The 25659-nt window shown below is 71.5% G+C and carries 21 protein-coding genes; 11 read left to right on the plus strand and 10 right to left on the minus strand.

The annotated features are described in order from the left end of the window. Positions 1–40: 40 nt before the first annotated feature. The gene (locus AB0J90_RS17830) at positions 41–1021 is read right to left on the minus strand and encodes a LacI family DNA-binding transcriptional regulator (RefSeq protein WP_363597067.1); all 981 of its coding nucleotides are present in this window, start codon (positions 1019–1021) and stop codon (positions 41–43) included. A gap of 237 nt (positions 1022–1258) precedes the next feature. Here AB0J90_RS17830 and AB0J90_RS17835 point away from each other — a divergent pair, with 237 nt between their 5' ends. Next, the gene (locus tag AB0J90_RS17835; protein WP_363597341.1) at positions 1259–2452 is read left to right on the plus strand and encodes an MFS transporter; all 1194 of its coding nucleotides are present in this window, start codon (positions 1259–1261) and stop codon (positions 2450–2452) included. Positions 2453–2478: 26 nt separating this feature from the next. On the opposite strand, the gene AB0J90_RS17840 is transcribed toward AB0J90_RS17835, so the two are convergent. Continuing rightward, the gene (locus AB0J90_RS17840; RefSeq protein WP_363597069.1) at positions 2479–3528 is read right to left on the minus strand and encodes an aldo/keto reductase; all 1050 of its coding nucleotides are present in this window, start codon (positions 3526–3528) and stop codon (positions 2479–2481) included. 182 nt (positions 3529–3710) lie between these two features. Between AB0J90_RS17840 and AB0J90_RS17845 the strand changes: the two genes are divergently transcribed. After that, positions 3711–4553: an alpha/beta hydrolase gene (locus AB0J90_RS17845; protein WP_363597071.1), complete on the plus strand. Its 843-nt coding sequence runs from the start codon at positions 3711–3713 to the stop codon at positions 4551–4553. Between the two features lie 165 nt (positions 4554–4718). On the opposite strand, the gene AB0J90_RS17850 is transcribed toward AB0J90_RS17845, so the two are convergent. Further along, the gene (locus AB0J90_RS17850) at positions 4719–5132 is read right to left on the minus strand and encodes a type II toxin-antitoxin system Phd/YefM family antitoxin (RefSeq protein WP_363597073.1); all 414 of its coding nucleotides are present in this window, start codon (positions 5130–5132) and stop codon (positions 4719–4721) included. Between the two features lie 137 nt (positions 5133–5269). Beyond that, complete coding sequence (locus AB0J90_RS17855; protein WP_363597075.1) at positions 5270–5929, minus strand: acVLRF1 family peptidyl-tRNA hydrolase; 660 nt, start codon at positions 5927–5929, stop codon at positions 5270–5272. 284 nt (positions 5930–6213) lie between these two features. Between AB0J90_RS17855 and AB0J90_RS17860 the strand changes: the two genes are divergently transcribed. The 4 genes from AB0J90_RS17860 to AB0J90_RS17875 all read left to right on the plus strand — a co-directional run bounded on the left by AB0J90_RS17860 (position 6214) and on the right by AB0J90_RS17875 (position 10823). Next, the gene (locus AB0J90_RS17860; RefSeq protein ID WP_363597077.1) at positions 6214–6654 is read left to right on the plus strand and encodes a hypothetical protein; all 441 of its coding nucleotides are present in this window, start codon (positions 6214–6216) and stop codon (positions 6652–6654) included. Positions 6655–6707: 53 nt separating this feature from the next. Then, positions 6708–7685, plus strand: coding sequence for a hypothetical protein (locus AB0J90_RS17865; protein ID WP_363597079.1), 978 nt, complete (start codon positions 6708–6710; stop codon positions 7683–7685). A gap of 26 nt (positions 7686–7711) precedes the next feature. Then, a complete protein-coding gene (locus tag AB0J90_RS17870) occupies positions 7712–10075 on the plus strand; it encodes a glycoside hydrolase domain-containing protein (RefSeq protein ID WP_363597081.1) in 2364 nt (787 codons plus the stop codon). 115 nt (positions 10076–10190) lie between these two features. Continuing rightward, on the plus strand, positions 10191–10823 hold the full coding sequence (locus AB0J90_RS17875; RefSeq protein ID WP_363597083.1) for a hypothetical protein: 633 nt from the start codon (positions 10191–10193) through the stop codon (positions 10821–10823). Between the two features lie 74 nt (positions 10824–10897). On the opposite strand, the gene AB0J90_RS17880 is transcribed toward AB0J90_RS17875, so the two are convergent. Both AB0J90_RS17880 and AB0J90_RS17885 read right to left on the minus strand, forming a co-directional pair. Then, the gene (locus AB0J90_RS17880; RefSeq protein WP_363597085.1) at positions 10898–11512 is read right to left on the minus strand and encodes an FHA domain-containing protein; all 615 of its coding nucleotides are present in this window, start codon (positions 11510–11512) and stop codon (positions 10898–10900) included. A gap of 17 nt (positions 11513–11529) precedes the next feature. Next, complete coding sequence (locus AB0J90_RS17885; RefSeq protein WP_363597087.1) at positions 11530–13338, minus strand: protein kinase; 1809 nt, start codon at positions 13336–13338, stop codon at positions 11530–11532. A 240-nt stretch (positions 13339–13578) separates the two neighbouring features. Between AB0J90_RS17885 and AB0J90_RS17890 the strand changes: the two genes are divergently transcribed. Continuing rightward, complete coding sequence (locus tag AB0J90_RS17890; protein WP_363597089.1) at positions 13579–14037, plus strand: hypothetical protein; 459 nt, start codon at positions 13579–13581, stop codon at positions 14035–14037. A gap of 102 nt (positions 14038–14139) precedes the next feature. On the opposite strand, the gene AB0J90_RS17895 is transcribed toward AB0J90_RS17890, so the two are convergent. After that, positions 14140–14589: an amphi-Trp domain-containing protein gene (locus AB0J90_RS17895; protein WP_363597091.1), complete on the minus strand. Its 450-nt coding sequence runs from the start codon at positions 14587–14589 to the stop codon at positions 14140–14142. A gap of 126 nt (positions 14590–14715) precedes the next feature. Beyond that, positions 14716–15594: an alpha/beta hydrolase gene (locus tag AB0J90_RS17900; protein ID WP_363597093.1), complete on the minus strand. Its 879-nt coding sequence runs from the start codon at positions 15592–15594 to the stop codon at positions 14716–14718. Between the two features lie 191 nt (positions 15595–15785). On the opposite strand from AB0J90_RS17900, the gene AB0J90_RS17905 reads away from it, so the two are divergent. The 4 genes from AB0J90_RS17905 to AB0J90_RS17920 all read left to right on the plus strand — a co-directional run bounded on the left by AB0J90_RS17905 (position 15786) and on the right by AB0J90_RS17920 (position 24375). Next, positions 15786–19199 (plus strand): BTAD domain-containing putative transcriptional regulator, encoded by a 3414-nt coding sequence (locus AB0J90_RS17905; protein WP_363597095.1) that lies wholly within the window; start codon positions 15786–15788, stop codon positions 19197–19199. A 322-nt stretch (positions 19200–19521) separates the two neighbouring features. After that, positions 19522–21642 (plus strand): glycogen debranching N-terminal domain-containing protein, encoded by a 2121-nt coding sequence (locus AB0J90_RS17910; protein WP_363597343.1) that lies wholly within the window; start codon positions 19522–19524, stop codon positions 21640–21642. 209 nt (positions 21643–21851) lie between these two features. Further along, complete coding sequence (locus AB0J90_RS17915) at positions 21852–23087, plus strand: S8 family peptidase (protein WP_363597097.1); 1236 nt, start codon at positions 21852–21854, stop codon at positions 23085–23087. A 67-nt stretch (positions 23088–23154) separates the two neighbouring features. Beyond that, entirely contained in the window at positions 23155–24375 is a 1221-nt protein-coding gene (locus AB0J90_RS17920) for a S8 family peptidase (RefSeq protein ID WP_363597099.1), read from the plus strand. A 72-nt stretch (positions 24376–24447) separates the two neighbouring features. Here AB0J90_RS17920 and AB0J90_RS17925 read toward each other — a convergent pair whose 3' ends face one another. Further along, the gene (locus AB0J90_RS17925; RefSeq protein ID WP_363597101.1) at positions 24448–25026 is read right to left on the minus strand and encodes a dienelactone hydrolase family protein; all 579 of its coding nucleotides are present in this window, start codon (positions 25024–25026) and stop codon (positions 24448–24450) included. Positions 25027–25116: 90 nt separating this feature from the next. After that, complete coding sequence (locus AB0J90_RS17930) at positions 25117–25608, minus strand: MarR family transcriptional regulator (RefSeq protein WP_363597103.1); 492 nt, start codon at positions 25606–25608, stop codon at positions 25117–25119. Between the last annotated feature and the right edge of the window lie 51 nt (positions 25609–25659).

Genomic DNA, 25659 nt, shown 5'->3' on the forward strand with positions numbered 1-25659 from the left:
TGGCTGCGGGGGTGCGCCCACGCCCCCGCAGCCGGCGACGTCAGGCGCTGGCCCGGCGGACCAGGGTCGAGGGGAAGATGGCGGCCGGGGCGACCCGGGATCCTTCGAGGACCGCGGTGGCCGCCGCGGAGACGATCTGGCCGACCGGGTGGCTTGCCGTGGTCAGCGCCGGGGCGCTCAGCTCGGCGAACGGGATGTCGTCGAATCCGGCCACCGCCACGTCGTCGGGCACCCGGTGGCCGGATTCGCGCAGGACGGCGATGGCGCCGAGCGCGGTGGCGTCGTTGATCGCGAAGACCGCGTCCGTGTCCGGCCAGCGCCGCAGCACCGTACGCATCGCCTGCTGGCCGCCGGCCGCGGAGAAGTCCCCGGCGACGAGGCGGACCGGGAGGCCGGTCGAGCGCATCAGGTTCTGGTAGGACCGGACCGAGCGCCAGGCGCACGGCAGCCACGGCGGACCGGTGACCATGGCGATGCGACGCCGGCCGGACGCGTACAGGTGGTGCACGATCGCGCTGGAGCCCGCGGCGTTGTCGACGTCGAAGGACGGCACCCGGCTGGAGCCGATGCCGATCGAGGCAACCCGTCGGTGCAGTGCCGCCGGCACCGCCGCGAGGGTGGCCTCGGTCGTGTTGATCAGCACCACGCCCCGCACGCTGCGGTCGTCGGCCAGCTTGTCCAGGCGGGGAGCGGCGCGCGGCACCCACTGCAGGGACACCCCGACGCCGTACGGGGAGGCGGTCTCGGCCGCCGCGGCGACCGCCCGGTCGACGTACGGGTCGTCGAGCACCCGGGGTGTCGTGCCGACGATCGCGATGACCAGCCGGAATCCCGTACCGCTCGCCAGTGATCTGGCCACCTGGTCGGGTTGGTAGCCAAGGTGGCGTACGGCGGTCCGGACCCGGTCCCGTACGTCCGGGGACGCCGGGCCGGATCCGGAGATGACCCGCGAGGCGGTGGCACGGGACACACCGGCGGCCTTCGCCACGTCCTCGAGCGTGATCCGCCGTGTTGGCGGCATCGTCATGTCATCCTCCGCTCCGGGCCCTCCGGCCCTCCACCGGCACCGGAAACCGGCGCCGGGCGGCCCGTTTCAGGTAACAGGGACAAGGTTACCCTTGCGGTGAGAGCGCTCTCAGGGGTGCGATCTTCTAGTGCGTCGGCCACCCCGACGCGGAAGGAGTCACCCGTGAGCTCGACCAAGGCCGGTCCGGCCGTACCGACGCCCCCGGCCGCGGCGCCGCCAGGCCCGCAGGTCATCGCCGCCCGTACCGCCGTGGCCTTCGTCTTCGCGCTCAACGGCCTGGCCGTCGCGTCGTGGTTCTCCCGGGTGCCCGCCGCGCGCGAGGGGCTCGGTCTCAGCGCCGGACAACTGGGGTTGCTGCTGCTCGCGATGTCGCTGGGCGCGATCCTGGCGATGGTGACGGCCGGAGCAGTGGTGCACCGGGCCGGCTCCCCCCGCACCACCGCCGGCGCCACCACGCTCGTCGCGGTCGGACTGGTGGTGGTCGGCGTCGGCATCGGCGGGTTGGCCTCGGTCCCGGTGGTCGCCGTCGGTCTCGCCGCGATCGGCTACGGCTCCGGCCTGACCGACGTGGCGATGAACGTCGAGGCCGCACTGGTCGAACGGCGACTGCGGCGCACGATCATGCCGCGCTTCCATGCGGCCTGGAGCCTGGGCACCGTCACCGGTGCCGGTCTCGGTGCCGCCAGCGCCCACGCCGGCTTCCCCGTCCTCGCGCACCTGGCCCTGACCGCCGCCCTCGTGCTGTTCGGCACGCTGGTCGCGGTCCGCTCCTTCCTGACCGCCCGGGCCGGCGAGCAGGTCGACGACGAATCGGCCACCGGCCACCACAGCCGCGACAGCGGTGTCCTACGCGCCTGGCGCGAACCCCGTACGCTGCTCGTCGGCCTGTTGGTGCTGGTGATGGCCTTCACCGAGGGAACCGCCAACGACTGGGTGGCGGTGGCCTTCATCGACGGGCACGGGGTCAGCGAGGCGGCCGGCGCCGCCGTGTTCGGGATCTTCGTCGCCGCGATGACGGTGGGGCGGACCGCCGGCACGATCGCGCTCGACCGGTGGGGTCGGGTGCCGGTCCTCCTCGCCACGATCGCCCTGGCCGTCGTCGGTGTGGCGATCGCGGTCTTCGCCAACTCCACCCCGGTGGCACTGGCCGGCGTCGCGCTCTGGGGGCTGGGCGCCTCGCTCGGCTTCCCGGTCGGGATGAGCGCCGCAGCCGACGACGAGAGCCGGGCGCCCGCCCGGGTCAGCGTGGTGGCGACGATCGGCTACACCGCGTTCCTGGCCGGGCCGCCGGTCGTCGGACTGCTCGGCGACCACGTCGGTACGTTGCAGGCGCTGCTCGTGGTGCCCATCCTGCTGGTACCGGCGCTCGCCCTGGTACCGACGACGCGTAAGCCGGCCGAGCGGCCCACGCCCATCGGCACCTGACCGGGCAGGCAGCGGAGGTTGCCGCGTCACCTGCCCGGTTCGGGAAGGTCCACCCGCTCGCCCACCCGCCCGTAGACGAATCGTTTGGTGGAGGCGATGAAGTCACTCGGGAAGCCGAGTTCGATCGCGCTCACCTCGGCCAGCCGCCGTACCGCCTCGGCCGGCAACTCCAGGTCGACGGCGGCCAGGTTGTCCGTGAGCTGCTCGATCCGGCGGGCGCCCACCACCGGGTGCAGGTTCGACCGGCCGGCCATCAGCCACGCCAGCGCGACCTGTGACGAGGTGGCGCCCAACTCGTCGGCGATGGTGTCCACCTCGCGCGCGATCGCCAGCTCCCGTTCGCTGGCGTCGCTCCTGCTGATCCGGGTCGGTGTCGCCGGTTCCGAGCGGCCGTACGTCGCCGGTTCGGAGCGGGTGAACTTGCCGGAGAGCAGCCCGCGGGCGAGCGGGGACCAGGCGGCGACGCCCAGCCCCAGCTCGGCGGCCATCGGCAACAGTTCCCGCTCGATGTCACGCTGCACCAGGCTGTACGGCACCTGGAGCCCCACGAACGGGCTCCAGCCGCGCCACTGCGTCAGCGTGTTGGCTCGGGCGACCACCCAGGCCGGGCTGTCGGAGACACCGACGTAGAGGACCTTGCCGGACCGGACCATGTCGTCGAGCGCGCGCATGGTCTCCTCGATCGGCGTACCCCGATCCCAGATGTGCACCCAGAGCAGGTCTACGTAGTCGGTGCCCAGCCGGCGCAGACTCTGCTCCACCGAACGGACCAGACTCTTGCGGTGGTTGCCCGAGGCGTTCGGATCGGTGCCGTCGTTGGAGACGGTGTACTTCGTGGCGACCACGAACCGGTCCCGGTCGGCGGCGAGCAGGTCGCCCACGATGCGTTCGCTGGCACCGTTGGTGTACCGGTTCGCCGTGTCGATCACGTTCCCGCCGGCCTCGGCGTACGCGGTGAACAGCTTGCGGCACTCCTCGACCGGCGCGCCCCAGCCCCAGTCCTCGCCGAAGGTCATCGTGCCGAGAAACAGCTCCGACACGCGCAGCCCGCTGCGGCCCAGCGTTCGATATCGCACGCGCTCTCTCCCGTCGCCGGACAGTCACCCGCGCGGCAAAGGCTACGCGGCGCGGGCCGAACGCGTACGCGGTCAGGTTGCTGATATCCGTCGATTCCGCGCAGGCCCGGCGCCTGCCGTACGACCTGTCCGGGGCCACCACCGGACAGGTCTTGTCCCACCCTGGGGCTACTGTTCCGATCATGGTGTCCCAGCAGGAGATACGGCTGCGCGACGGCCGCCGGGTGCAGGCCTACGACAGCGGCGTCACAGACGGTGTCGACCCGTTCACGGTGCTCTGGCACCACGGTTCACCACAGACCGGCGCCCCGCTCGAACCCCTCCTGACGGCGGCCCGCGCGAGGGGCATCCGCCTGCTGTCGTACGGCCGGCCCAGCTACGGCGGGTCGAGTCCCCTTGCCGGTCGGGACGTGGCGTCCGCGGCGGCCGACGTAGCGCAGATCGTCGACGCGCTGGGGGTGGACCGGTTCGCGGTGATGGGCGCCTCCGGCGGCGGTCCGCACGCCCTCGCCTGTGCCGCCCTGCTGCCCGACCGGGTGACCGGCGTGGTCTGCCTGGCCGGTCTGGCGCCGTTCACCGAGGCCTTCGACTGGTACGCCGGCATGGTCGCCCCGGGTGGCCTGCGTGCCGCCGCCGCCGGACGCGCGGCACGCGAGCGTCATGCGGCCACCGACGAGTTCGACGTGAACAGCTTCACCTCGGCCGACTGGGCCGCGCTGGACGGCACCTGGGCGTCGTTGGGCGCGGACGCCCAGCGGGCGGGTGGCGAAGGGCCGGACGGGTTGGTCGCCGACGACCTGGCCTTCGTCGCGCCGTGGGGCTTCGACGTGACGCGGGTCGGCGCACCCGCCCTCTTCGTGCAGGGCGGGCAGGACCGGGTCGTGCCGCCCTCCCACGCCGACTGGCTGGTGGACAACTGCCCCGCGTCCGAACTGTGGCTGCGTCCGCGCGACGGCCACGTCTCGGTCCTCGACGCGAGCGCGGTGGCGATGGACTGGCTGCGCGCCACGAACACCGGGCCGTAGACCGTTCGTCCTCGGCCTGATCGCGCTGCCAGCCGGCTCAGCTCGCGCTGCCAGCCGGCTCAGCTCGCCCCGCCGGCCGGCCCTGATCGCCCCGCCGGCCGGCCCTGATCGCCCCGCCAGCCGGCCCTGATCGCCCCGCCAGCCGGCTCGGCACGGAGGGTCGGCTCAGCCGCGGAGGAGGTCGGCGTGCGCGCCGCGCAGCCGGGCGAGGGCCGGGTCGCTGCCCGGCGTGACCCGCCGGTCAAGCTCGGCCCACGCCTCGGCGAGGGCGTCGGTGACCGCACGCATCTCGGCAGCGTGCCGGCGGATGCCCTGCTGGTGAAGCTCGTCGAGGCGGCGGGCCCAACCCGCCGAGACCGCCGCGACCCGTTCGGCGTCGGCGCGGGCCTGTGCCACGGACCGGGCCGCGGACGCCGGCACGATCGCGGCGACCGGGCGCGGGTCGCCGTCGCGGGTGACAACCGTGACGGTGTCGGTCAGCTCGGCCAGGGCAACGAGCTGGGTCAGTCGGGTGCGGACCTCGCGCAGCGGCAGAACGCGCGACTGGTCGATGCTGTGAGCCAGGGCGGGGGCAGCCATGTGCACATGCTGCCCCGGGGGTACGACACTCCCGCTCGGCCGGACCGGCCACAGTGGCCTGTCGGCCGATGCCGATATCCGAGTGGCCGGACGGCAGGCGGGGCGACGGACAGCGGGGGTCCTGTCCGGCGTACCCGTCACGGCACCAGGTGGATGCAGATCCTCCTCGCGGCGACCGCCGCGTCCTCGAGTACGGCCAGGCGTGGTTCCGGCGACTCGATCAGCCGCGGATGGCGCAGTGGCACCAGCGGCGACAACCGCCGGTCCGCCAGCACCACGTCGATCATCGACCGGTCCCCGCCGCAGACCAGGGCCCGGAAGGCGTCGTCGGGATCGGCGGATACACCCGGCGCGTGGGGCAGCAGGACCCGGGCGGTGATGTCCGCGGCCCGCTGGGCGGCGGCCTGGGCCTGGTTCTCGCGACGTCGAGCGTAGCGGTGCTGCGACGTACCGCCGGCCGCGGTGCGACCCTGCACGTAGAAGCGCTCGACCTTGGAGACGGTCACGCTCGTACCGTCCACGACGCCGGTGGCGACCGCGCCCTTGCGTACCAGCAGCAGCGCGATGCGGGGTGGTCGGATCAGACTGGCAAGCAGCGTGTCGACGTCCCGCACGTCGGCGAGCCCCGGCGGCGGTGACAGGGTGGCGGTGTCGCCGTTGTTCACCCCGGTCAGCACGAGCCCCTGCTCGGTGGCACCGTCGTGCCGGCCGTAGAAGCCGTCGAGCCAGCCCCGGATCCGCTCCGGTGAGATCTCCACCCAACGCCCACCACCGGCGGCGGGCCGCGCCTTCGTCACCCGACCTCCAGCCTGATCAGGGCGTGGCTGCCTGCTGAGCCATCACCTTCCAGGGTGAAGTCTCGCAAACCACGGGCCCGTGCGCGGGCGACCCGAGTGGCCCGGCGCCCGGATCGCCTGGCCGCGACCTTTCCCGTTCCCGTCGCGGGGCCCACCACGGCACGGCCACCCGCCGATCAACGCCGGTGGATGCAGCACCGATACGCCACCGATGCGGCCCTTCCATACCGTCCCTGGCAACGGATCCACTCATCCAGGTCCTGCCTGGGGAACGGGAGCTAACAGTGACATCCATCCGCCGACGGCGGGCTGTCCAGGGCCTGCTGACAAGTGCCGCGGTCGTCGCGGCGACGCTCGTCGCCCTACCCCAGCCGGCCCACGCCACCATCGATCCGAACTGCAGCGACCGCAACGGCGGGCCGGTGCAGCTCTGGTGGGCCCAGGACCACACCGGCGCGACCATCTGTCTGCGGAACTCCATCTACAACATGGCCAACCCGGCGACCTACTTCCCCAACAACGGCACCGGCGCCGGCCAGAGGGTCTGGGACAACTCGGCGTCGGCGGCGAACCACGACACCCACTGGATCGCGATCCTCTGGTCCGATCCCGGTTACAGCGGCAGCCGGGTCGACCTGAACGTCGCCGGCGAGTACGGCTCGTGGGCCTGGAACCTCGGCAGCGTGACCAACAAGAACAGCTCGCTGAGCTGGACCGCCCCGTAGCCCACCCGGCCCCGGCCACCGCCGGCACGGGTACGTCCACCTAGGAGACAGCAATGCGGGTACGTCGATGGGCGGTCGGTTGTGCCGCCATTCTGGTGCTGGGCAGCCTCAGCACGGCGTGTTCATCGGGGGACGGCGACCATCGGGAGAAGACCCCGGCCATCCGGGGCTCGCTGGGCGCCGTCAGCCCTCCGCCCATCGGCGTCATCCCCCGCACCGACCGGGTCGACGAACTGGTGCTGCCGGTTGCGGCGTACCAGCTCACGTCGGACCAGCGGGAACTGCTCGGCGCAGCCCGGCTGGTGCTGACCAACGACTGTCTGCGTCGCTTCGCGGTTGCCGAGCGGCGCCCGGCCGGTGGTGGAGCGGGCCTGGGCCGGATGACCCGCCGGTACGGGGTGACCGACGCCGCCACCGCCGCCCGTTGGGGTTACCACCTCGCCCCCGACCAGGGAAGTACGGAGCACGGGCCGAGCGGCCCGGAACCCTCGGCGGTGGAGAACCTGGTGCTGACCGGGAACGAGTCCGGCCGGCACGCCCCTCCCGGTGAGACCGGTGCCACCGGCCGAACCCACCGCGGGCAGCCGATCCCGGCGGGTGGCTGCGCCGGTCAGGCCCAGCGTGAGCTCGGACTGGCCGACCGCGACGCACTGGGCGAGTCGCTGACCACCTCGATCGACCTCGCGGCGTTCGACCGGTCGAAGACCGACCCGCGGCTGACCGCCGTGTTCGCGGACTGGTCTACCTGCATGAGGGCCGAGGGCCTCAGCTTCCCGGATCCCCTCGCCCCGCTGGGGGCGATGGACCTCCGTACGGCGGCACCGGAGCCGGCGGAGCTTCGGACCGCCGTCACGGATGTCGCCTGCAAGCGCCAGACCAACGTCGTGGGCACGTGGTTCGGCGTCGAGAGCGCGTACCAGGACTTGATGATCCACCAGCACCGCGACGAGCTGACCGCGATCCGCAACAGGATCGACTCCGTGCTCGCCACCGCATCCGGGGTGGTGGGGGCTCCGACCGGGGGCAGCTAGCCAACGACCAACAGGGGGATACGGCCTTGGACCAGAAAGTCCTGGAAGCCCAGCAGTGGGTGAACGCCACCTACGGCGGTGTGGCGGGCTTCGAAACCGTGACCGAGAACGGCAAGACCGGTTGGGCGACGATGTACGCCCTCACCCGCGCACTCCAGCACGAACTCGGCATCACCGCCCTCTCGGACAGCTTCGGCCCGACCACACTGGGGCTGTTGGCGGCACGGGGCGGGGTCAAGCTCACCGAGTCGAACCAGAACATCATCCGGATCATCCAGTGCGCCTGCTACTGCAAGGGATACGAACCCGGCGGCATCTCCGGCGTCTTCACCCTGGACACCCAGTTCGCCGTCACCGGACTCATGATCAATGCCGGCCTGGGTGACCGGCTCGGCGGAGTGGTGCAGCCCAAGGTGGTGAAGGCACTGCTGACCATGGACGCGTACGTGGTGCTGGCCGGCGGCACGGAATCCGTACGCGAGATCCAGCAGTGGATGAACGGCCGCTACTTCAGCCGGGCGAACTTCTTCGTCATCCCCTGCGACGGCATCTTCTCCCGGGCCGTTCAACAGGCCCTCTACCTGGCGATCCAGTACGAACTGGGGATGAGCGACGAGCAGGCCACCGGCGTCTTCGGGCCGGGAACCCAGGCCGGGCTGCGGGCGCACCAGCTCACCGAGGGCAACACCGGCATCTTCGTGAGCATCTTCAGCGCCAGCATGGTCTTCAACCGGGTACGACTGGAGGAGGACCAGAGCACCTACAGCACCTTCACCGACCACTACGACGCCGCGCTCACCACCGCCGTAGGCGACTTCCAGAGGTTCTCCGCGCTGCCGGTCAACGGCCAGGCCGACTTCGCCACCTGGTGCCAACTCCTGGTCTCGCACGGCGACCAGAGTCGCCCGGGCACGGCGGTGGACTGCATCACCACCATCACCCCCGAGCGTGCGCAGGCACTCAGGGCCGCCCGCTACGAGATCGTCGGTCGCTACCTGGACGAGCAGCCCTGGGGGACGTTGAACAAACGGATCCAGCCCGGCGAACTCGCCACCATCTTCCAGAACGGCCTGCGAGTCTTCCCGATCTCCCAGTACTACGGCGAGGAACTCTCGTACTTCACCTATTCACAGGGTTATCAGGATGCCCTCGGCGCGCACGCCGCGGCGGTCGGCTACGGCTTCAACGCCGGTACGGTGATCTACTTCGCGGTCGACTACGACGCCACCCAGGAGGACATCGACTCGAACATCGTGCCCTACTTCTACGGCGTCGTCGCGGGGCTGGCCGGGCAGGGCAAGCGGTACGTCCACGGCGTGTACGCCTCGCGCAACGTCTGCCAACAGGTCACCCTGCGGACCTACGCCCGCTGGTCGTTCGTCTCCGGCATGTCGGCCGGGTACTCGGGCAACATGGGCTTCCCGCTGCCGGAGAACTGGGCCTTCAACCAGATCCAGACCCTGTGGGTCGGTTCCGGCAGTGGCTCGATCAACGTGGACAAGAACGTGCACCGACCCAAATCGGACCTGGGTGTCTCCTCGGTCAACGACCCCAGCGCCCCGTTCGGCGACTTCGTCACGTACGTCGAACGGCTCTTCCAGATAGCGGTCATGTACGGCGGCAACGTCAACCCCAGCCAGCGGGTGTTGGAGTTCCTGCGCCACAAGGACTACGGGGACGCGCTGTGGGCGGGCCTGATCGGCGATGTCGACCGGGCATTCATCGCGCACGTCCTCGACATCCGCGTGCCGGTGGTCGAGCGGTTCCGCGATCCCTTCTACGGGGTCGACGTGATGGTGTCCCACCTCGCCGCCTCCTGCAACGGGGTCTACCTCCAGGGCCGACCGCCCGGCACCACCACCAACCGCGGTGATGTCGCCGGCTGGGCCGGGGACTGGATGACCTTCTACGGCGAGTGGCGGCGGGACAGCCACAGCTACTCGTCCGGCTACACGTACTGCATGGAGCGGCTGGCCAAGGTCGACGGCGTCGGGACCTTCAAGCTGCGTGACCTGATCGAGGACTCCGATGCGTACAACATCGGGATGAGCGTCCGCGGCGGCACCAACATCGTGGCGGCGGTCCACGCCAACTACTGGGGGGAGGGCTACCTCTCCCGCTTCAAGCGGTTCTACGAGGGACGTTTCGGCTCGGCGCAGGACGCCAAGGAGATCGCGCGGCAGATCCTCACGTTCGACGACGACCTCGTCGTCTCCGCGGGTCGGGCCTACCTGATCCAGAGCACCGGCGGAATCCCGACGCTCATGCCGCATCTGCTGCCCGACGACAAGCTCGACGAGTTCTGCCAGGGCTTCTCCGACATGCTCCTGGCCAACGTCGGCCTGGAGGACGCACGGGTCGCGGCGTTGCGCGCACAGGGCGGGCACTGAGGCGTGCGGGACCGACAACAGCCGTTACCGATGTGGCGAGTACGAGAGCAGAGGCAGACCCTTGAGTGAGAGCATGCGACTGTCCCGCCGGCAGGTACTGACAACCATCGGAGTCGTGTCCGGGGCCGCCGCCGTCGCGGCCGGCGGCTTCCCGACCCCGTCCCGGGCGGCGCCGAGCCCTGGTGGATGGACCCGGAGCACCACCCAGAACGGATTTCCCGTCATCGACCCGACGAAGGTCGACAGCTACCCGGTGGAGGGCAGCGGCGCCGTCGTGGCGCTGCTGCCCGGCACCGTGGCGACCGTCCTGCTGCACGTCGCGCGCCGCTTCAGCTACGAGATCGATCCGCTCGGCCGGGGCGATGTGCACGGCCACCGCACCGGGCGGTACGTCAAGGCGCCGTTCGAGTCGAACCAACTCTCCGGCACCGCGATCGTCATCCGGGCGGGCCGGTATCCGATCGGTTCGGCCGGCAACCTCTTCGCCGCGCAACTGCTCGTGGTCCGCGACATCCTGGCGGAGTGCGAGGGCGTGGTGCGCTGGGGAGGTGACGACCCGTACCAGCCCAAGGAGGGGCATTTCCAGATCGACGTCGCCCCCGGCGACCCGGCGCTGAAGCGGGTCGCGGCGAAGATCGGGGGTTGGCGGGACAGGCCCGGCATGGGCGCCGGGTCACCGGTCGACCTCGCTCAGCCGGGACGTCGGTCCGCGGCGCGAGCGCTGGAGCGCCGCCAGCGGCCGGCCTGACCACCGGGCCACGACCGTGACGGGTACGGGTGCCCGCTCGTCCGGCGCCCGTACCCGTCACGGACCGGCTCGGGTCAGGCCGACGGGCCGGAGTTGTCGACGGGTGGCGCACTGAAGACCCCGCGCCGTACCGCCTCGCTGGCGAGCGCGAAGCGTCGCCGTTCCGAGTTGGCGACCAGGTCGAACTTGTCGTACAGGTTCGTCAGGTGCTTCTTCACGGCACTGTCGGTCAGTCCGAGTTGCGCGGCGAGCTGCCGGACCGACGGCGGCTCGGGGAACGCCGTACCGCCCTCGGTGAACGGCCGGCAGAGCAGGTCGAGTACGTCCCGCTCCCGCCTGGTCAGCGGCGGCGGCGCCGGAGGTGGGGTGGTGGTCACCGTCCGGGTCGTCGGGTGTTCCGCCGGGGCCCGGAAGAGCAGCCGGGCGGGTCCGATCTCGACCCGGTCGCCGTCGTGCAGGATCTGGCTGCGCCGCAGCGGGCTGCCGTTGACCGTGGTCCCGTTGGTGCTGCCGAGGTCCCGGATCGCCCACCCGGACGGGTAACGCTCGACGACCGCGTGCAGCCGCGACACCTTCTTGCTGTCGATCGCCAGTTCGTTGGTAGGTGCCCGCCCGATGGTCAGCAGTTCGGCCGAGAGCGGCACCAGCCGTACGGCGCCGGCCTGGTGCACCTCGAAGTAACCGTCCATCCGAAGTCCCCGCCGACCTAGGTGCAGTGGTCGGGGGTGGTGGCGGTCATCTGGCTGGTCAGACCGGTGCCGACCAGCGTTGCCGTGGCCGTGGTGCAACCGCCCGGCACGTGTACGGGCTCCGTCCACAGTTCGAGCGGCTGACCGACGGCCCTGGCCCGCTGCACCGGCCGGTCGCCGACGGCGAGGTCGACCGACCATGTGCCGGCCGGACCGGCGTTGTCCCGGTACTGCTTCCAGATCCAGACGTACGCCATCACCGCGCGGCAGCTCGGCGACCAGTACTGCTTGACCGAGATCGCCTTGAGTCCACCGGCGTAGCCGTAGGCCGACTGCCCGACCTGGTACGCGTCCGCGTAGCAGGGACCCGGCGGGGCGTTGTCCCTGCTGGCGTACCTGTTCAGGCCCGTGCCGGCGACCACCACCGTACGGACGTCGCCCGGCCCGGCTAACCCCAGTTCCAGCGTCGCGCGCCGGGTGCCGGTGGCTCGGGGCGTGAAGGCGACCCGTACGTCGCATCTGCTGTCGGGCTGGAGCGTGCGCCCGGTGCAGCGGTCGGCGGCGATCCGGAAGTCGGCGCCGCCCGCACCGTCGAGCGCCACCCGGTTCACCCGCACGATCCGGGATCCGCCGTTGCGCAGTGTGATCGGGCGCTCCTGTGCCTCGGCACCGAGCTCCTGATCGCCGAAGTCGACGCTGGACACCAGGTCGACCGGTGCCGGTGCCGGCACGAACTGGGAGCCACCGCAGGCGAGTGTCGCGGCGACGAGCAGCGCGGTGCCGATCACCCGGCTTGCCGTACGCCGCGGCGGTGCCAGGTGCTGCGTGGTCGCCGACAGGTGCAGCGCCGCCCGCATCCGCGCGGAGAGCGACATGCCGGACCGGGTGGGCGTGACCGCCGTCGGCGCCTCGTCGATCCAACCCTCGGCATCGGCGCCGCCCAGGACCAGCTCGGTGACCGGCTGACCGGACACCTCCTGTGCCCGTTGCAGGTCGTGGGCGAACTGCGCCGCGGAAGGTTGCCGCGCCGCGGGGTCCTTTGCCATCGCGCGTTCGAGTGCCGCACAGACCGCCTCCGGCACCCCGTACGGGCGCAGGTCCGGCACCGGGTCGGTGGCGATGCGTTCGAACACCCGCGCGATCGGTTCGGTGGCCGTCGGCGCGAACGCGGCCGTGCCGTTGAGCCAGGTGAAGACGGTGGACGCGAGCGCGTAGACGTCCGAGGCGACCGAGGCCGGCTCGCCACGGAGGATCTCCGGCGCCGCGTGCAGCACACTCGCCGTCACCCGTTGCGTCCGGCCGACGATCTGCCCGAGTGGGCGGGCCAGGCCGAAGTCGGCGAGTTTCAGCTCGCCGTACCGGGAGACGAGGATGTTCTCCGGTTTGACGTCGCGGTGCAGGACCCCGGCCCGGTGCGCGGTCTCCAGCGCCCCGGCCACGGTGACGCCTCCGGCCACCGCGTCGTGCCACGGCCCCCGGCCGCTACCGGCGTCGGCGTGGATGCGGTCGACGAGCGAGCCGCCTTCCTCGTACGCCATGAGGATGTACGGGTTGCCCGGCCTCGTGTGCCCCGCCTGGTGCACGGTGACGATGTTGGGGTGGCCGGACAGCCGGCCCATTGCCTTCAGCTCACGCTCGAACCGGATCCGCGAGGACTCGTCGAGGCGGTCGGCGGCGAGCACCTTCACCGCGACCGTACGGGAGAAAGCCGGCTGCCACGCGCGGTAGACGACACCGAAGCCGCCCCGGCCGATCTCGACCGCATGCTCGCAGCCGGGTACGCCGACGTCCAGGCCCACAACCGTTCGGGACTCCTGGCGGCTCACAGATGTTCACTCCCCCGACATCGACCCGACCTTATGGGCCTTGATGGACGATCCTACCGAGCACGTCGGACGGTACGCCGTAAGGATGCGACGATCGGGGAGTTTTCCGGCAGCTCGGGCACCACCGGCACCGCTGACCCGGCGATGTACGGCTGCCCGTGTCGCGGTCGAGGGGACGGAAAGGTGGCCAGTTCGCCACCTACCCGCGCTGTTCGCCGCCTGGTTTCGTGGAGCACGGCTATGCAGATCCAGCAGAGAAAGCAGGGCGTCATGTCGTTCCTCCGCCGTACCCTCGCCGTCACGGCCGCACTCGCCGCCGCGGGCGCCGTATCGCTGCTCAACACCTCGCCCGCGATGGCGAGTACGCCGAGCAGCTGCTCCAGCGTCCGTCAGATCGGTACGACCCGGGTCCTCACGGTCGGTGGCATGGAGGCGGCCTCGGTCAAGCAGTACTACGGCTGCGGCTACAACTACGCCTACATCTACGTCTGGGAGCAGTACCGCAACACCCACTCCAACTGGGACCTGTACGTCCACGTGATCGACCACTCCGACAGTGGCTCCGACTACGGCGTGGGCGAGCTGAACAACACCACCCGTGCCGAGCTGTGGGGCGCCGCGGCGAACACCGCCGCGCACTGCACCCACGTCACCGGCTACCTGAACTCGACCGGCGGTTCGACCAGCACCGTCTGCTGACGCCGGAGAACGGAAGAGGCCATGTCCAAACGGGGGCATGGCCTCTTCCGTTGCCGGTGGGCGCCGGCTCACTTCGCCCGAGCGCCGCCCGACCCCGGACGCCTAGGCGGCGTCGGCCGGCTTCGCCTCGGCCGGCTTGGCCTCCGTCTGCTCAGCCTCCGTCTGCTCGGCCTCGGCGGCCTCGGTGGACTCGGCCGCAGCAGGCTCGGCCTCGGTGGACTCGCCGACGGCAGTGGCCGGCTCGGGCTCGCTGGCCGCCGTACCGTCCTCCTCGCTCTCCTCCTCGTCGTCCTCGTCGGTTTCCGCCTCGTCCGAGTCGTCCGTCGATCCGGCCAGCTCGGGCGCGGCCCAGGAGAACTCGATCTCGACCGAGATCTCCGTGCCGCCCTCACGCTCGATTTCCAGCTCGCACCGGACCTGGTCGGCGACCGTGACCGCGCCAGCGGCGCCGTAGAAGATCTGTCCACCGGACTCCAACTGGCTGGCCAGCTGGCGCAGCCACGCGGCCAGATCGGCCCGCGACACCGTACGGGCGTCCTCGTAGATTTGCATGCCCGACATGCTCGCATTCCACGATGGACCGTCAGCAGACGGGTCCGGTGTCGACGAAGGCGTTCCGAGGGCGACGATCGCCGACGTACGCCCAGCTCAGAGCGGTCAGGGCCGGCTCGGAAGGTGTTATCGGGCCAGCAGCGAGCGCAGGGTCTTGACCACCTCGGCGGGGCCTTCCTCGGCCATGAAGTGACCGCTGGAGACGGTGGCGTGGTCCAGGTCCGGGGCCCACGGGCGCCACAGTGCGGCCGCGTCGAAGCCGAGCGCGTCGCCCCAGTCCTGCTGGCGGACGGCCACCGGCATGCGGAGCCGGTTCCCGGCCGCCCGGTCGGCCCGGTCGTGGTCGACGTCGATGCCGGCCGATGCCCGGTAGTCGGCGACGATCGACGGTACGGCCTCCCGCGACGCCTTCAGGTACGCCGCCCGCACGTCGGCCGGGATCGCCTCGGGGTTGCGGGTCCAGATGTCGAGGAAGTAGCCGAAGAAGGCGTCGGCACTGGCGCTGATCATCTGCTCGGGCAGTCCCGGCGGCTGGGCCATCAGGTACAGGTGGAAGCCGACGGCGGCGCTGGCACCGTGCATCACGTCCCACATGTCCAGGGTCGGCAGCACGTCGAGCGAGGCGAGTCGGGTGACCGCGTCGGGGTGGTCGAGACCGGCGCGGATGGCGACCAGGGCACCCCGGTCGTGCCCGGCCAGGGCGAAGCGGTCGTGGCCGAGCGCGCGGGCGAGTGCGACGATGTCGGCGGCCATGGTCCGCTTCGAGTACGTGCTCCCGTCGGTTTCGGCCGGTTTGTCGCTGGCCCCGTAACCGCGCAGGTCGGGGCAGATCACGGTGTGGTCGGCGGCGAGGTCGGCCGCGACGTGCCGCCACATGAGGTGGGTCTGCGGGAAGCCGTGCAGCAGCACGATCGGGCTGCCGGAGCCGCCGACGGCGACGTTGAGCGCGACGTCCTCGGCGACGGTGACGCGCCGGTAGTCGAATCCATCGATCCTGGGTTCCACGGTGGGCCTTTCCTGGGTCGCAGTGGTGGTCTGTATACGGATGGCTCTTTCCTGCGGTATCGGAGCTTTCGCCGCCGTACCGGGTCGTGCCCGTCGAGCGTGCCGGGCGGTGATGAGTGGCGGGTCAGCAACGGATGAGTACACCGCCGGCACGGCGACCCGCGACCGGGACAGCCGCATACATTGGTGCCATGACCAGGCAGCCGACGGCACCCGAGGTGGCCTTCGGCGTACTGGGTCCGGTCGAGGCCAGCACCGGGGGTGGTCCGGTTCCGTTGAAGGGTGCCCGCCAGCGCACGGTGCTCGCCCGGCTGCTGATCGCCCGGGGCCGGGTCGTACCGGTCGACCGGCTCGCCGGGGACCTGTGGGAGGAGCCGACGTCGGGCGCGGTGGCGGCGATCCGTACGTTCGTGTCCGATCTGCGGCGGGCGCTGGAACCGGACCGGCCGCCCCGCCAGCCGGCCCGGCTGCTGGTCACCGCACCACCCGGGTACGCGTTGCGGGCGGCACCGGACGCGGTCGACGCCTGGCGGTTCGAATCGCGGGTGGCCGAGTCCGCCCCACTGCTGGCCGCTGGGCGGGCCGGTGCGGCGCTGGCCGGCCTGGACGACGCGCTCGGCCTGTGGCGAGGCCCCGCGTACGCCGAGTACGCCGGGCAGAGCTGGGCACGGGCGGAGGTCGACCGGCTGGACGAGGTGCGGATGCTGGCCGTGGAGCGACGGGCCGAGGCGCTGCTGGCGCTGGGTCGGGCCGCCGAGGCCGCCGTCGACCTGCGGGCCGCCGCCGAGTCTGCGCCGCTGCGCGAGGACACCTGGCAGTTGCTGGCCACCGCCCTGTACCGCGCGGGCCGTCAGGGAGAAGCCCTGGCAGCCCTGCACCGGGCACGGCAGACCCTGGCCGCGCAACTCGGCGTCGATCCGGGCCCCCGGCTGCGGCAACTGCAGGCCGACATCCTCGCCCACGCCCCACACCTCGACCCGTCGGTGACGCAGGCTGGCACCGTGGTCGGCGTACCGCTGGGCGGCGGGGTGGCGCCCGGGTCCGGGCGGGTCGGCGCGGTGGCCGTACCGGACAGGGAGCCCGCGGTCGACGAACCGCGCCCGTTCGTGGGCCGTGACGAGGAACTGGCCCGGCTGGAGCAGACGGCCGACGCCGTGACCCGACACGGCCGGCCGACACTCGCCCTGGTCTCCGGTGAGGCGGGCGCGGGCAAGACGGCGCTGGCCGAGGCGCTCACGCGACGACTGTCGGCGCGCGGCTGGGCCACCGCCTGGGGACGTGTGCCCGAGTACGAGGGCGCCCCGGCCGACTGGCCGTGGGTGCAGATCACCGACGCGCTGACCGGCCCGACGTCCGACCGGGACCAGCCGGGTCCGGCATCCGCACGCCCGCCAAGCCGGACCGGGACCGGCCCGGACCTCACCGGTCCCGCCCGGTCCGGCAGCGCGGACGGCGGGTCGGCCGAGGACCCCGCGGTGGCCCGGTTCCGCCTGCGCCGGGCCGCGGTGGCGCGGTTGGCGGCGGTAACGGGTCGGGGGCCGACCCTGATGGTCGTCGACGACCTGCACCGGGCCGACGAGGCCACCCTGGATCTGCTGACCGCGTTGCTGGTCGATCCGGAGCCGTTCACCGGACCCGTGCTGGTCGTCGGCACGTACCGCGCCACCGAGATCACCCCGGAGCTGACCGGGGCCCTGGCCCGGCTGGCCCGCACCGAGCCGGTACGGGTCTACCTCGGCGGGCTGTCCGAGACCGCGACCGGGCAACTCGCCCGCACCGTCGCCCGGCGGGACCTGGACCCGCCGACCGCGTTGCTGATCCATCGCCGCAGCGGCGGCAACCCGTTCTTCGTACGCGAACTCGCGCGACTGCTCGCCGCCGAGGGCGTTGCCGCGCTGCAAACCGTCCCGGCGGGCGTACGCGACGTCATCCGGCACCGCCTGGCCCGGCTGCCGGAACCGGCGCAGATGCTCCTGCGGCAGGCGGCGGTGATCGGCCGGGACATCGACCCGGAGGTACTGACCGCGCTGGCCGGCGACGGCGTGCCGATCATCGACGCCCTGGACAGCGCCCTGGAGGCCGGTTTCCTGGTCGAACGGGGTGCCGACGGGCGGCCGGGCTTCACCCACATCCTGGTGCGCGACACCCTCTACGGCGACCTGTCCGCGCTGCGCCGGGCCCGGTGGCACGCCGACGTCGCCGAAGCGATCGAGCGGCTGCACCCGGACGACGTGACCGCGCTCGCCCACCACTTCGACCGCGCCGCGAGCAGCGTCACCGCACCCCGCGCTGCCCGGTACTCCCGCGCCGCCGCCGAGCAGGCCGAACGGCGGTCCAACCCGCACGAGGCGGCCCGGCTGTGGCGGCAGGCGCTCGCCGCCCACGACCGCGCCGACGCCACTGACGTACGTGGGCGGCTGGCGGCGGTGATGGGGCTGGGGCGTACGGTCGCGGTGACCGGGGACCTGGACCAGGCACGCCGGTACCGGGCCGAGGCCATCACCACGGCGGCGCGGCTCGGTGATCCGGAACTGACCGCGACGGTCGTCACCGCGTTCGACGTACCGGCGGTCTGGACCCGCAACGACGACGAGGACCTGTCCCGGCTGGTCGTCGGCGCCGCCGAGCAGTCCCTGGCCGCGCTCGGCGAGGACCGGGCGGAGCGGCGCAGCCGCCTGCTGAGCACGATCGCGCTGGAGACGCGCGGCGACACCACGGACCGGGGTCGGCGGGCGGCGTACGAGGCGGAGGCGATTGCCCGGACGGTGGGCGACCCGGCGGTGCTGGCCTTCGCCCTCGACGCCCGCTTCATGCACGCCTTCGGGCGCACCGGGCTCTCCGGCGAACGCGCCGGCATCGGCGCCGAACTGGTCGACCTCGGTGCCCGGCACGAGTTGGTGACCTTCGAGGTGCTGGGTCACCTGATCCTGCTCCAGGCCCGCTGCGCGGTCGCCGACCTGGACGCCGCCGACGTGCACGCGCGGGCGGCCGACCGTCTCGCGCAGCGGTACGACCTGCCGCTGGTCGGCGTCTTCACCCAGTGCTACGCCGCCCTGCGCCTGACCCTCACCGGGCACTTGGCGCAGGCCGAGGCGGCGTACCGTGCCGCGTCCGCGCGAATCGACGGCGGCGGGATGCCGGGCATGGCACAGGGGCTGCTCCCCCTCGCCCTGCTTTCGCTCGACCTCCGCAAGCCGGTGCCGGACGGGACCGGGTGGCCCGACCGTGACTGGGGTCCGTACGAGCCGTGGGTCCTGCCGCTGACCCTGCTCGCCGCCGGCCGTCGGGAGGAGGCCGCCGTCGCGTTGTCGCTTGTCCCGGAGTCGCCGCGCGACCTGTTGCTGGAGGCCCGGCTCTGCCTCGTCGCCCGCGCTGCCCTCGCCCTCGACGACCGGACCATGATCACGAGTGTCTACAGGGGACTGTTGCCGGCCGCGGGCGAGCTGGCCGGGGCGGGCAGCGGCGTACTGAGTTTCGGGCCAGTGGCCGGGTATCTCGGCGACCTCGCCACCGCGCTGGGGCTCTCCGCCGAAGCCGCCGGCCACTACCGGACGGCGCGGGAAGGGCACATTTCGGGGACCGCCGGGGGTCGTCGGCATTCCTAGGATCGGGTGCATGACCGTGCCGTTGCGCCAGCGCCCCGGGACCTGAGCCCGCCCCCCGGCCGCGCCCTGATTTCGACCTCCGGGACCGCGAGGAACACGTTGGGGAAAACGTCCGGATCCGCTATTGGGAGGACCATTCGCGTGAACTGATCGTGATTGAGGGTCGGATCGTCCGATGCCCTCGAATGCCGGGAGCCGCCATTGTCCGGCCCGCGCTGTCGGGTGAGCATTAGGCTGGGCGTGAGCCTATGAATGTCACCGTTTCTCTCGGCTGGAGGCGTACGTGACAGACGCTGTGCGTAGGCCGACCCCGGCCCATCCGATGCCGGGATTGGAGTCGGAACCCGGGCTGCCGAGCGCGGTCGTCCGCAACCTACCCCCGGAGCTGGGCCCGGACGCGGTCGCCGTGGTCGAGGGCAGGACGTTCATGATCTCGGACGCGACCGGCGACATTCCCGAGGGCACGATCGGCGGGCTGGTCCACGACGACACCCGGTTCCTGAACCGCTGGGTGCTGCGCATCGGCGGCGAAACGCTCCTACTGCTGAGTTCCGGCACGGTCGAGGACTACTCGGCCGCCTTTTTCCTCACCAATCCCGGCTTCGACGGCATCCAGGCGAACAGCATCGGCGTACGCCGGCAGCGCTTCATCGGCGACGGCATGCACGAGCGCATCAAGCTGGAGTGTTTCGCCAACCGCCCGATTACCTTCGATCTGCGGTTGTCGGCAGGCGCCGATTTCGCCGACCTCTTCGAGATCAAGGACTCGATTCCGGACCGGTCGGAGACGATCGTCCGGTCCCACGGCTCGCACGGGACACACCTCGACTTCTCCTACCGCAACGGAGTCTTCCGGGCCAGCACCCGGGTCGAGGCGGAGCCGCCGGCCAGTCGGACCGAGGGTGACGACCTGGTCTGGCACGTACGCCTCGAACCGGGTCAGCAGTGGCAGTGTGAGCTGACCGTCCCGCTCCAGTTCGGCGCGCTGCAGGTCACCCCGAAGCACCGACACTTCGGGGAGGTCTTCGGCGGGGTACGCGACGACGCCGTGAGCGTCTGGAGCAACGAGTGCGCCGAGTTGCGGTTCGATTCCGAGCTGCTGCGCGGCGTACTCGACAAGACGAAGGCGGATCTGGCCGCACTGCGGATCGAGAAGGCCGCGGGCGGCGTACCGATCATCCTCCCGGCGGCAGGGCTGCCCTGGTTCCTCACCATCTTCGGCCGCGACTCGCTGATCAGCGCCTACCAGACGATCGTCGCCGGGCCGAGCCTGGCCAGGGGCACGCTGCTGGCGCTCGCGGCGGCCCAGGGCACCCAGTTCGACGATTTCCGCGACGAGGAGCCCGGCAAGATCCTGCACGAGGTCCGCAGCGGCGAGCTGACCCAGTTGAAGCAGAAACCGCACAACCCGTACTACGGCACTGCCGACGCCACCCAGCTCTGGCTCATCCTGCTCTCCGAGTACTGGCGCTGGACCGGCGACGACGCGCTCGTACTCGGCTTCCGGGACAACATCGACGCCGCCGTACGCTGGATCGACGAGTACGGCGACCTGGACGGCGACGGCTACATCGAGTACGCCACCCGTTCCGCGCAGGGGCTGGGCAACCAGTGCTGGCGGGACTCCTGGGACGGCATCAAGTTCGCCGACGGGTCGATCCCGGTGCTGCCGATCGCCACCTGCGAGATCCAGGGCTACACCTACGACGCGCGGATGCGTCTCGCGGAGTTGGCCGATGGTCCGCTGCGCGACCCGGAGCTGGCGCGGCGGCAGCGCGCCCAGGCCGGCGAACTGTACGACCGGTTCAACCGGGACTTCTGGATCGAGGCGCGCGGCGGGTACTACGCGATCGGGTTGGACGGCGACAAGCGCTGCATCGACTCGATGACGTCGAACATGGGGCATCTGCTCTGGAGCGGAATCGTCCCGCCCGAGCGGGCGCGGATCGTGGCGGACCACCTGATGTCCCCGGCGATGTTCTCCGGCTGGGGCGTACGCACCACGTCCACCGAGGACGAGGGGTACAACCCGATCGGCTACCACGCGGGCACGGTCTGGCCGCACGACAATTCGCTCATCGCGCACGGGTTGGCCCGCTACGGCTTCCGGCAGGAGGCGAACCGCATCATCGTGGCGATGTTGGACGCGGCCAAGTACTCCAACTATCGGCTCCCCGAGGCCTTCTCCGGCTACGACCGCCCGTACGGCCGGTTGCCGGTGCCGTACCCGACCGCGTGCAGTCCGCAGGCCTGGTCGGCGGGTGCGCCGATGCTTTTCGTCCGTACCCTGCTCGGCCTGGAGATCCGTGACGCCCAGCTGGTCGCCGACCCGCTGCTGCCGGTGGAGTTCGGGCGGGTCGCGATGGACGGCGTGCCGGCCATGGGCACACTGTGGAACGTCGAGGCCGCCGGGGACAAGGCGTCCGTCCGCATCGTGAGCTGAGCCAGGTCCAGTAAGCGAAAACGATCCCTTACCGGACCTGGCATTTGTTGTTCGGAATTGCTAATGGAGATTCATTTCCAAGGGTTTCCCTGCATCGGGTATATACACGCTAATGAATGCGGCTGTAGGATCTCCGCAATCATTCAGGTCCGCCTTCCACGGAGTCACGGGGCCCGTGGGAGCGACCCGATCGAGGGAGGTTCGGAAAATTGACGCTTCCACGCACACCCCAGCGCCGGATGGCCGTCATCGGCACCGTGCTCGCCACCACCGTGGCCACGGTCATGGTCGCCGGGCCGGTGACCGCGGCCCCGGCCACCGGTGAGATCAGGTACCACGCCGGCACCACCGCCGTGCCGGGCAGCTACATCGTGGTACTCAAGGACAGCGCGGTCGGCGGCCGTGCCGGCACCCGCCAGGCCGAGGTCAAGAGCAGCGCGGGCAGCCTCGCCGCCCGCTACGGCGGCAGCACCGGCCACGTGTACGGCGACGCGCTCAACGGCTTCGAGGCCCGGCTGTCCGAATCGGACGCCAAGCGGCTCGCCGCCGACCCGGCGGTCGCGTACGTCGAGCAGAACTACACCGTGACGACCTCGGTGACCCAGACCAACCCACCGTGGGGGCTGGACCGGATCGACCAACCGAACCTTCCATTGAGTGCGACCTACAGTTACGTACGCAGCGGCAGCGGTGTCATCGCGTACGTCATCGACACCGGTATCCGGATCACCCACAGTGAGTTCGGCGGCCGGGCGATCTACGGCTACGACGCGGTCGACGGCGCACTTCCGGCCGACGACTGCAACGGCCACGGCACCCACGTCGCCGGTACGGTCGGCGGCCGCACGTACGGCGTGGCCAAGAGCGTCCGACTGGTCGCCGTACGCGTGCTCAACTGCGCCGGCAGCGGCACCCTCGCCGGGGTTGTCGCCGGGGTGAACTGGGTGACCAGCAACCACGGGGCGGGTGTGCCGGCGGTGGCGAACATGAGTCTCGGCGGCGCCCTCAACGGCTCGATCAACACCGCCGTGCAGAACTCCATCCTGGACGGCGTGACCTACGCGGTGGCGGCGGGCAACAACAACCAGCCCGCCTGCGGCTACTCCCCCGCGTCGGTCACCACCGCGCTCACCGTCGGCGCCACCCAGAGCAACGACGTCCGGGCGACCTTCTCCAACTACGGCACCTGCCTGGACCTCTTCGCGCCCGGTGTCGGCATCCTGTCGTCCTGGTACACCAGTGACACCGCCACCGCCAGCCTGCAAGGCACCTCGATGGCCTCGCCGCACGTGGCGGGCGCGGCAGCCAGGGTGCTCCAGGCGAACCCGAGCTGGCCACCGGCCACGGTGCACTCGTACATCAACTCCACCGCCACGCCCGGCGTGGTGATCAACCCCGGTCCCGGCTCACCGAACCGGCTGCTCTACCTGCCTCCGACGTACTGACCAGAACCGAACGACCGGCCCCGGGGCGAGTCTCGCCCCGGGGCCGCCTGCCCGGAGGGACCACACGATGACCACATCAGGTATCCGAGGCCGGCGCCTGCTCGCAGCCGGTCTGCTCGCGGTGCTCAGCGTCGGCACCACCACCCCGGCGTCCGCTGCACCGGGCGCCGACCCGCCCGAGGGGCGGATCCTGCGCGCCGGCGGGGCCAGCGCCGTGGCCGACAGCTATCTGGTCGTGCTGCGCGACCAGGCCACCGCCGCCGGACCGGCCGCGGTCGCCGCCAGCGCCGACCGGCTCGGCGTCGACTACGGCGGTACGGTCGCACGCGTCTACCACGCCGCCATCAACGGCTTCGAGGTGCGCCTGTCCGAGCGGGCCGCCAGACGTCTGGCCGCCGACCCCGCGGTGGCGTACGTGGAACAGAACCATCTCGTACCGCTGGACGCCGGGGTGCAACCGAACCCGCCGTCCTGGGGCCTGGACCGCATCGACCAGCACCAACTCCCCCTGGACCAGCTCTACGTCTACCCGAACACCGCACCGAACGTCACCGCGTACGTGATCGACACCGGGATCCGCAAGACGCACGTCGACTTCACCGGTCAGGCGGTGGACGGGTTCGACGCGGTAGACGGGGTGCTGCCGGCGGACGACTGCAACGGACACGGCACCCATCTGGCCGGCATCATCGGCGGCCAGTTGCACGGGGTGGCCAAGGATGTCCGGCTGGTCTCCGTACGCGTGCTCAACTGCGCCGGCAGCGGCAGCTTCGCGCAGGTCATCGCCGGGATCGACTGGACCGTGCAGAACGCGGTACGCCCGGCGGTGGTGAACATGGGCATCGGCGGTGGCGCCAGCACCGCGCTCGACGCCGCGGTGATCAACACGATCAACCGGGGCATCTCGGTTGTCGTACCGGCGGGCAGCTCGGCGAGCAACGCCTGTAACTACTCGCCCGGCCGGGTCCCACAGGCGCTCACCGTCGCCGGCACCACGATCACCGACGCCAGGATGGGTTCGGCGAGCTTCGGCAGTTGCGTGGACATCTTCGCCCCGGGCCAGGGCATCACGTCGACCTGGCACACCAGCAACACCGCGACCAACACGATCAGCAGCAGTTCGGTGGCGTCCGCGCACGTCGCCGGCTGCGTCGCGCTGCTGCTCCAGGACCACCCGACGTGGACCCCGGCGCAGGTGGCGAGCCACCTCGCGGCGGTGGCGACCGGTGGGGTGGTGTCCAACCCGGGTGCCGGCTCACCCAACCGCCTGCTCTACTGCGGTCCCTGACCGGTTGCCCCGGTCCCCCGCCCTCGGGGCGCGGGACCGGGGCGGCCCGCAACGATGCCGCGCCGCAACGGGTCAGCCGAGGGTGTCGAGGAAGCCGAGCACCCGGGTGTCGAGCAGGGTGGCGGCGGACTCGTCGTACGAGGGCAGGCTGCTGTCGGTGAACAGGTGCCGGTTGCCGGGGTAGAGGAACAGCTCGGCGTCCGAGGTGCTGTCGACCAGCGCGCGGGCGGCGTCGAGGTCGCCCTCCCCGGCGAAGAACGGGTCGGCGTCCATCCCGTGGATCTGCACCGGTACGCCCCGGGGCCACGTCCCGCCGAATTCCGTGGCCGGCACGCAACCCTCCAGCAGCAGCGCACCCGTGGCACCGGCCCTGGTCTGGGCCAGCATCTGCGCCGGCAGCACACCGAGGGAGATGCCCACGTAGACGAGTTGCGCGGGCAGCACCTGCGCGGCGGCCCGACCACGGTCGAGGATCGTGTCGAACCCGATCTTCTGGGCGTGCCCGACACCCTGTTCGAGGCTGTCGAAGACCTCCCCCTCGTAGAGGTCCGGCACGTGCACCGTGTGACCGGCCCGCCGGAGCCGCTCGGCGAACTCGCGCACCCCCGCCGTCAGTCCGTTCGCGTGGTGGAACAACAACACCTCGGCCATACCGCTCCCCCTCACCGTCGCGGCGCCGGGCGGCTCCGCCGCGACGAGTATCGCCCCGGCCCCCGACAGTTTCCCGGACCGCGACCCGGCTCAGGACCCGGTACGGGCCTCACGTCGGGCCTGCTCCCAACGATCCACGAGCACCCCCATCTCGCCCTGGACGTAATGGAAGAAGTCCCGCATGTCGGCCAGCCGGCCACCGGGCAACGAATTCTCGTCGCCGACCGCCAGCACGCCCTCCTGCACCACGTCGGCGACCCGCTGGTACACCCCACCCCGGACGGTGGAGGAGTACCAGGACGAGCTTGGCGCCTTGTAGAGATCCCGCCGAGAGCCCGGCGCCGGTTCCCGTACCGCCATGCCGACCTGCATGAGGTAACGGACCGCTCCGGAGACGGCCGCCGGGCTGACCCCGAGCCGTTCGCTGATCTCGCTCGCGGTGAGGCCGGGTTCCTCGGCGGCCATCAGCGCCGCGAACACCCGCGCCGCCATCCGGGGCATGCCCATGTCGCTGAGCGTGAGAGCGAAGTGCTCGACGAAGCGACGGACCGCTTCCTCGTCGCGCCGGCCGTCAGGTTGCATCTTCCTATCTTTCACTATTCTGTGAAGATCACGGTGAGGTGGCCCGGAACG

It is taken from the genome of Micromonospora sp. NPDC049523 (assembly GCF_040676775.1).
Taxonomy (GTDB): domain Bacteria; phylum Actinomycetota; class Actinomycetes; order Mycobacteriales; family Micromonosporaceae; genus Micromonospora_G.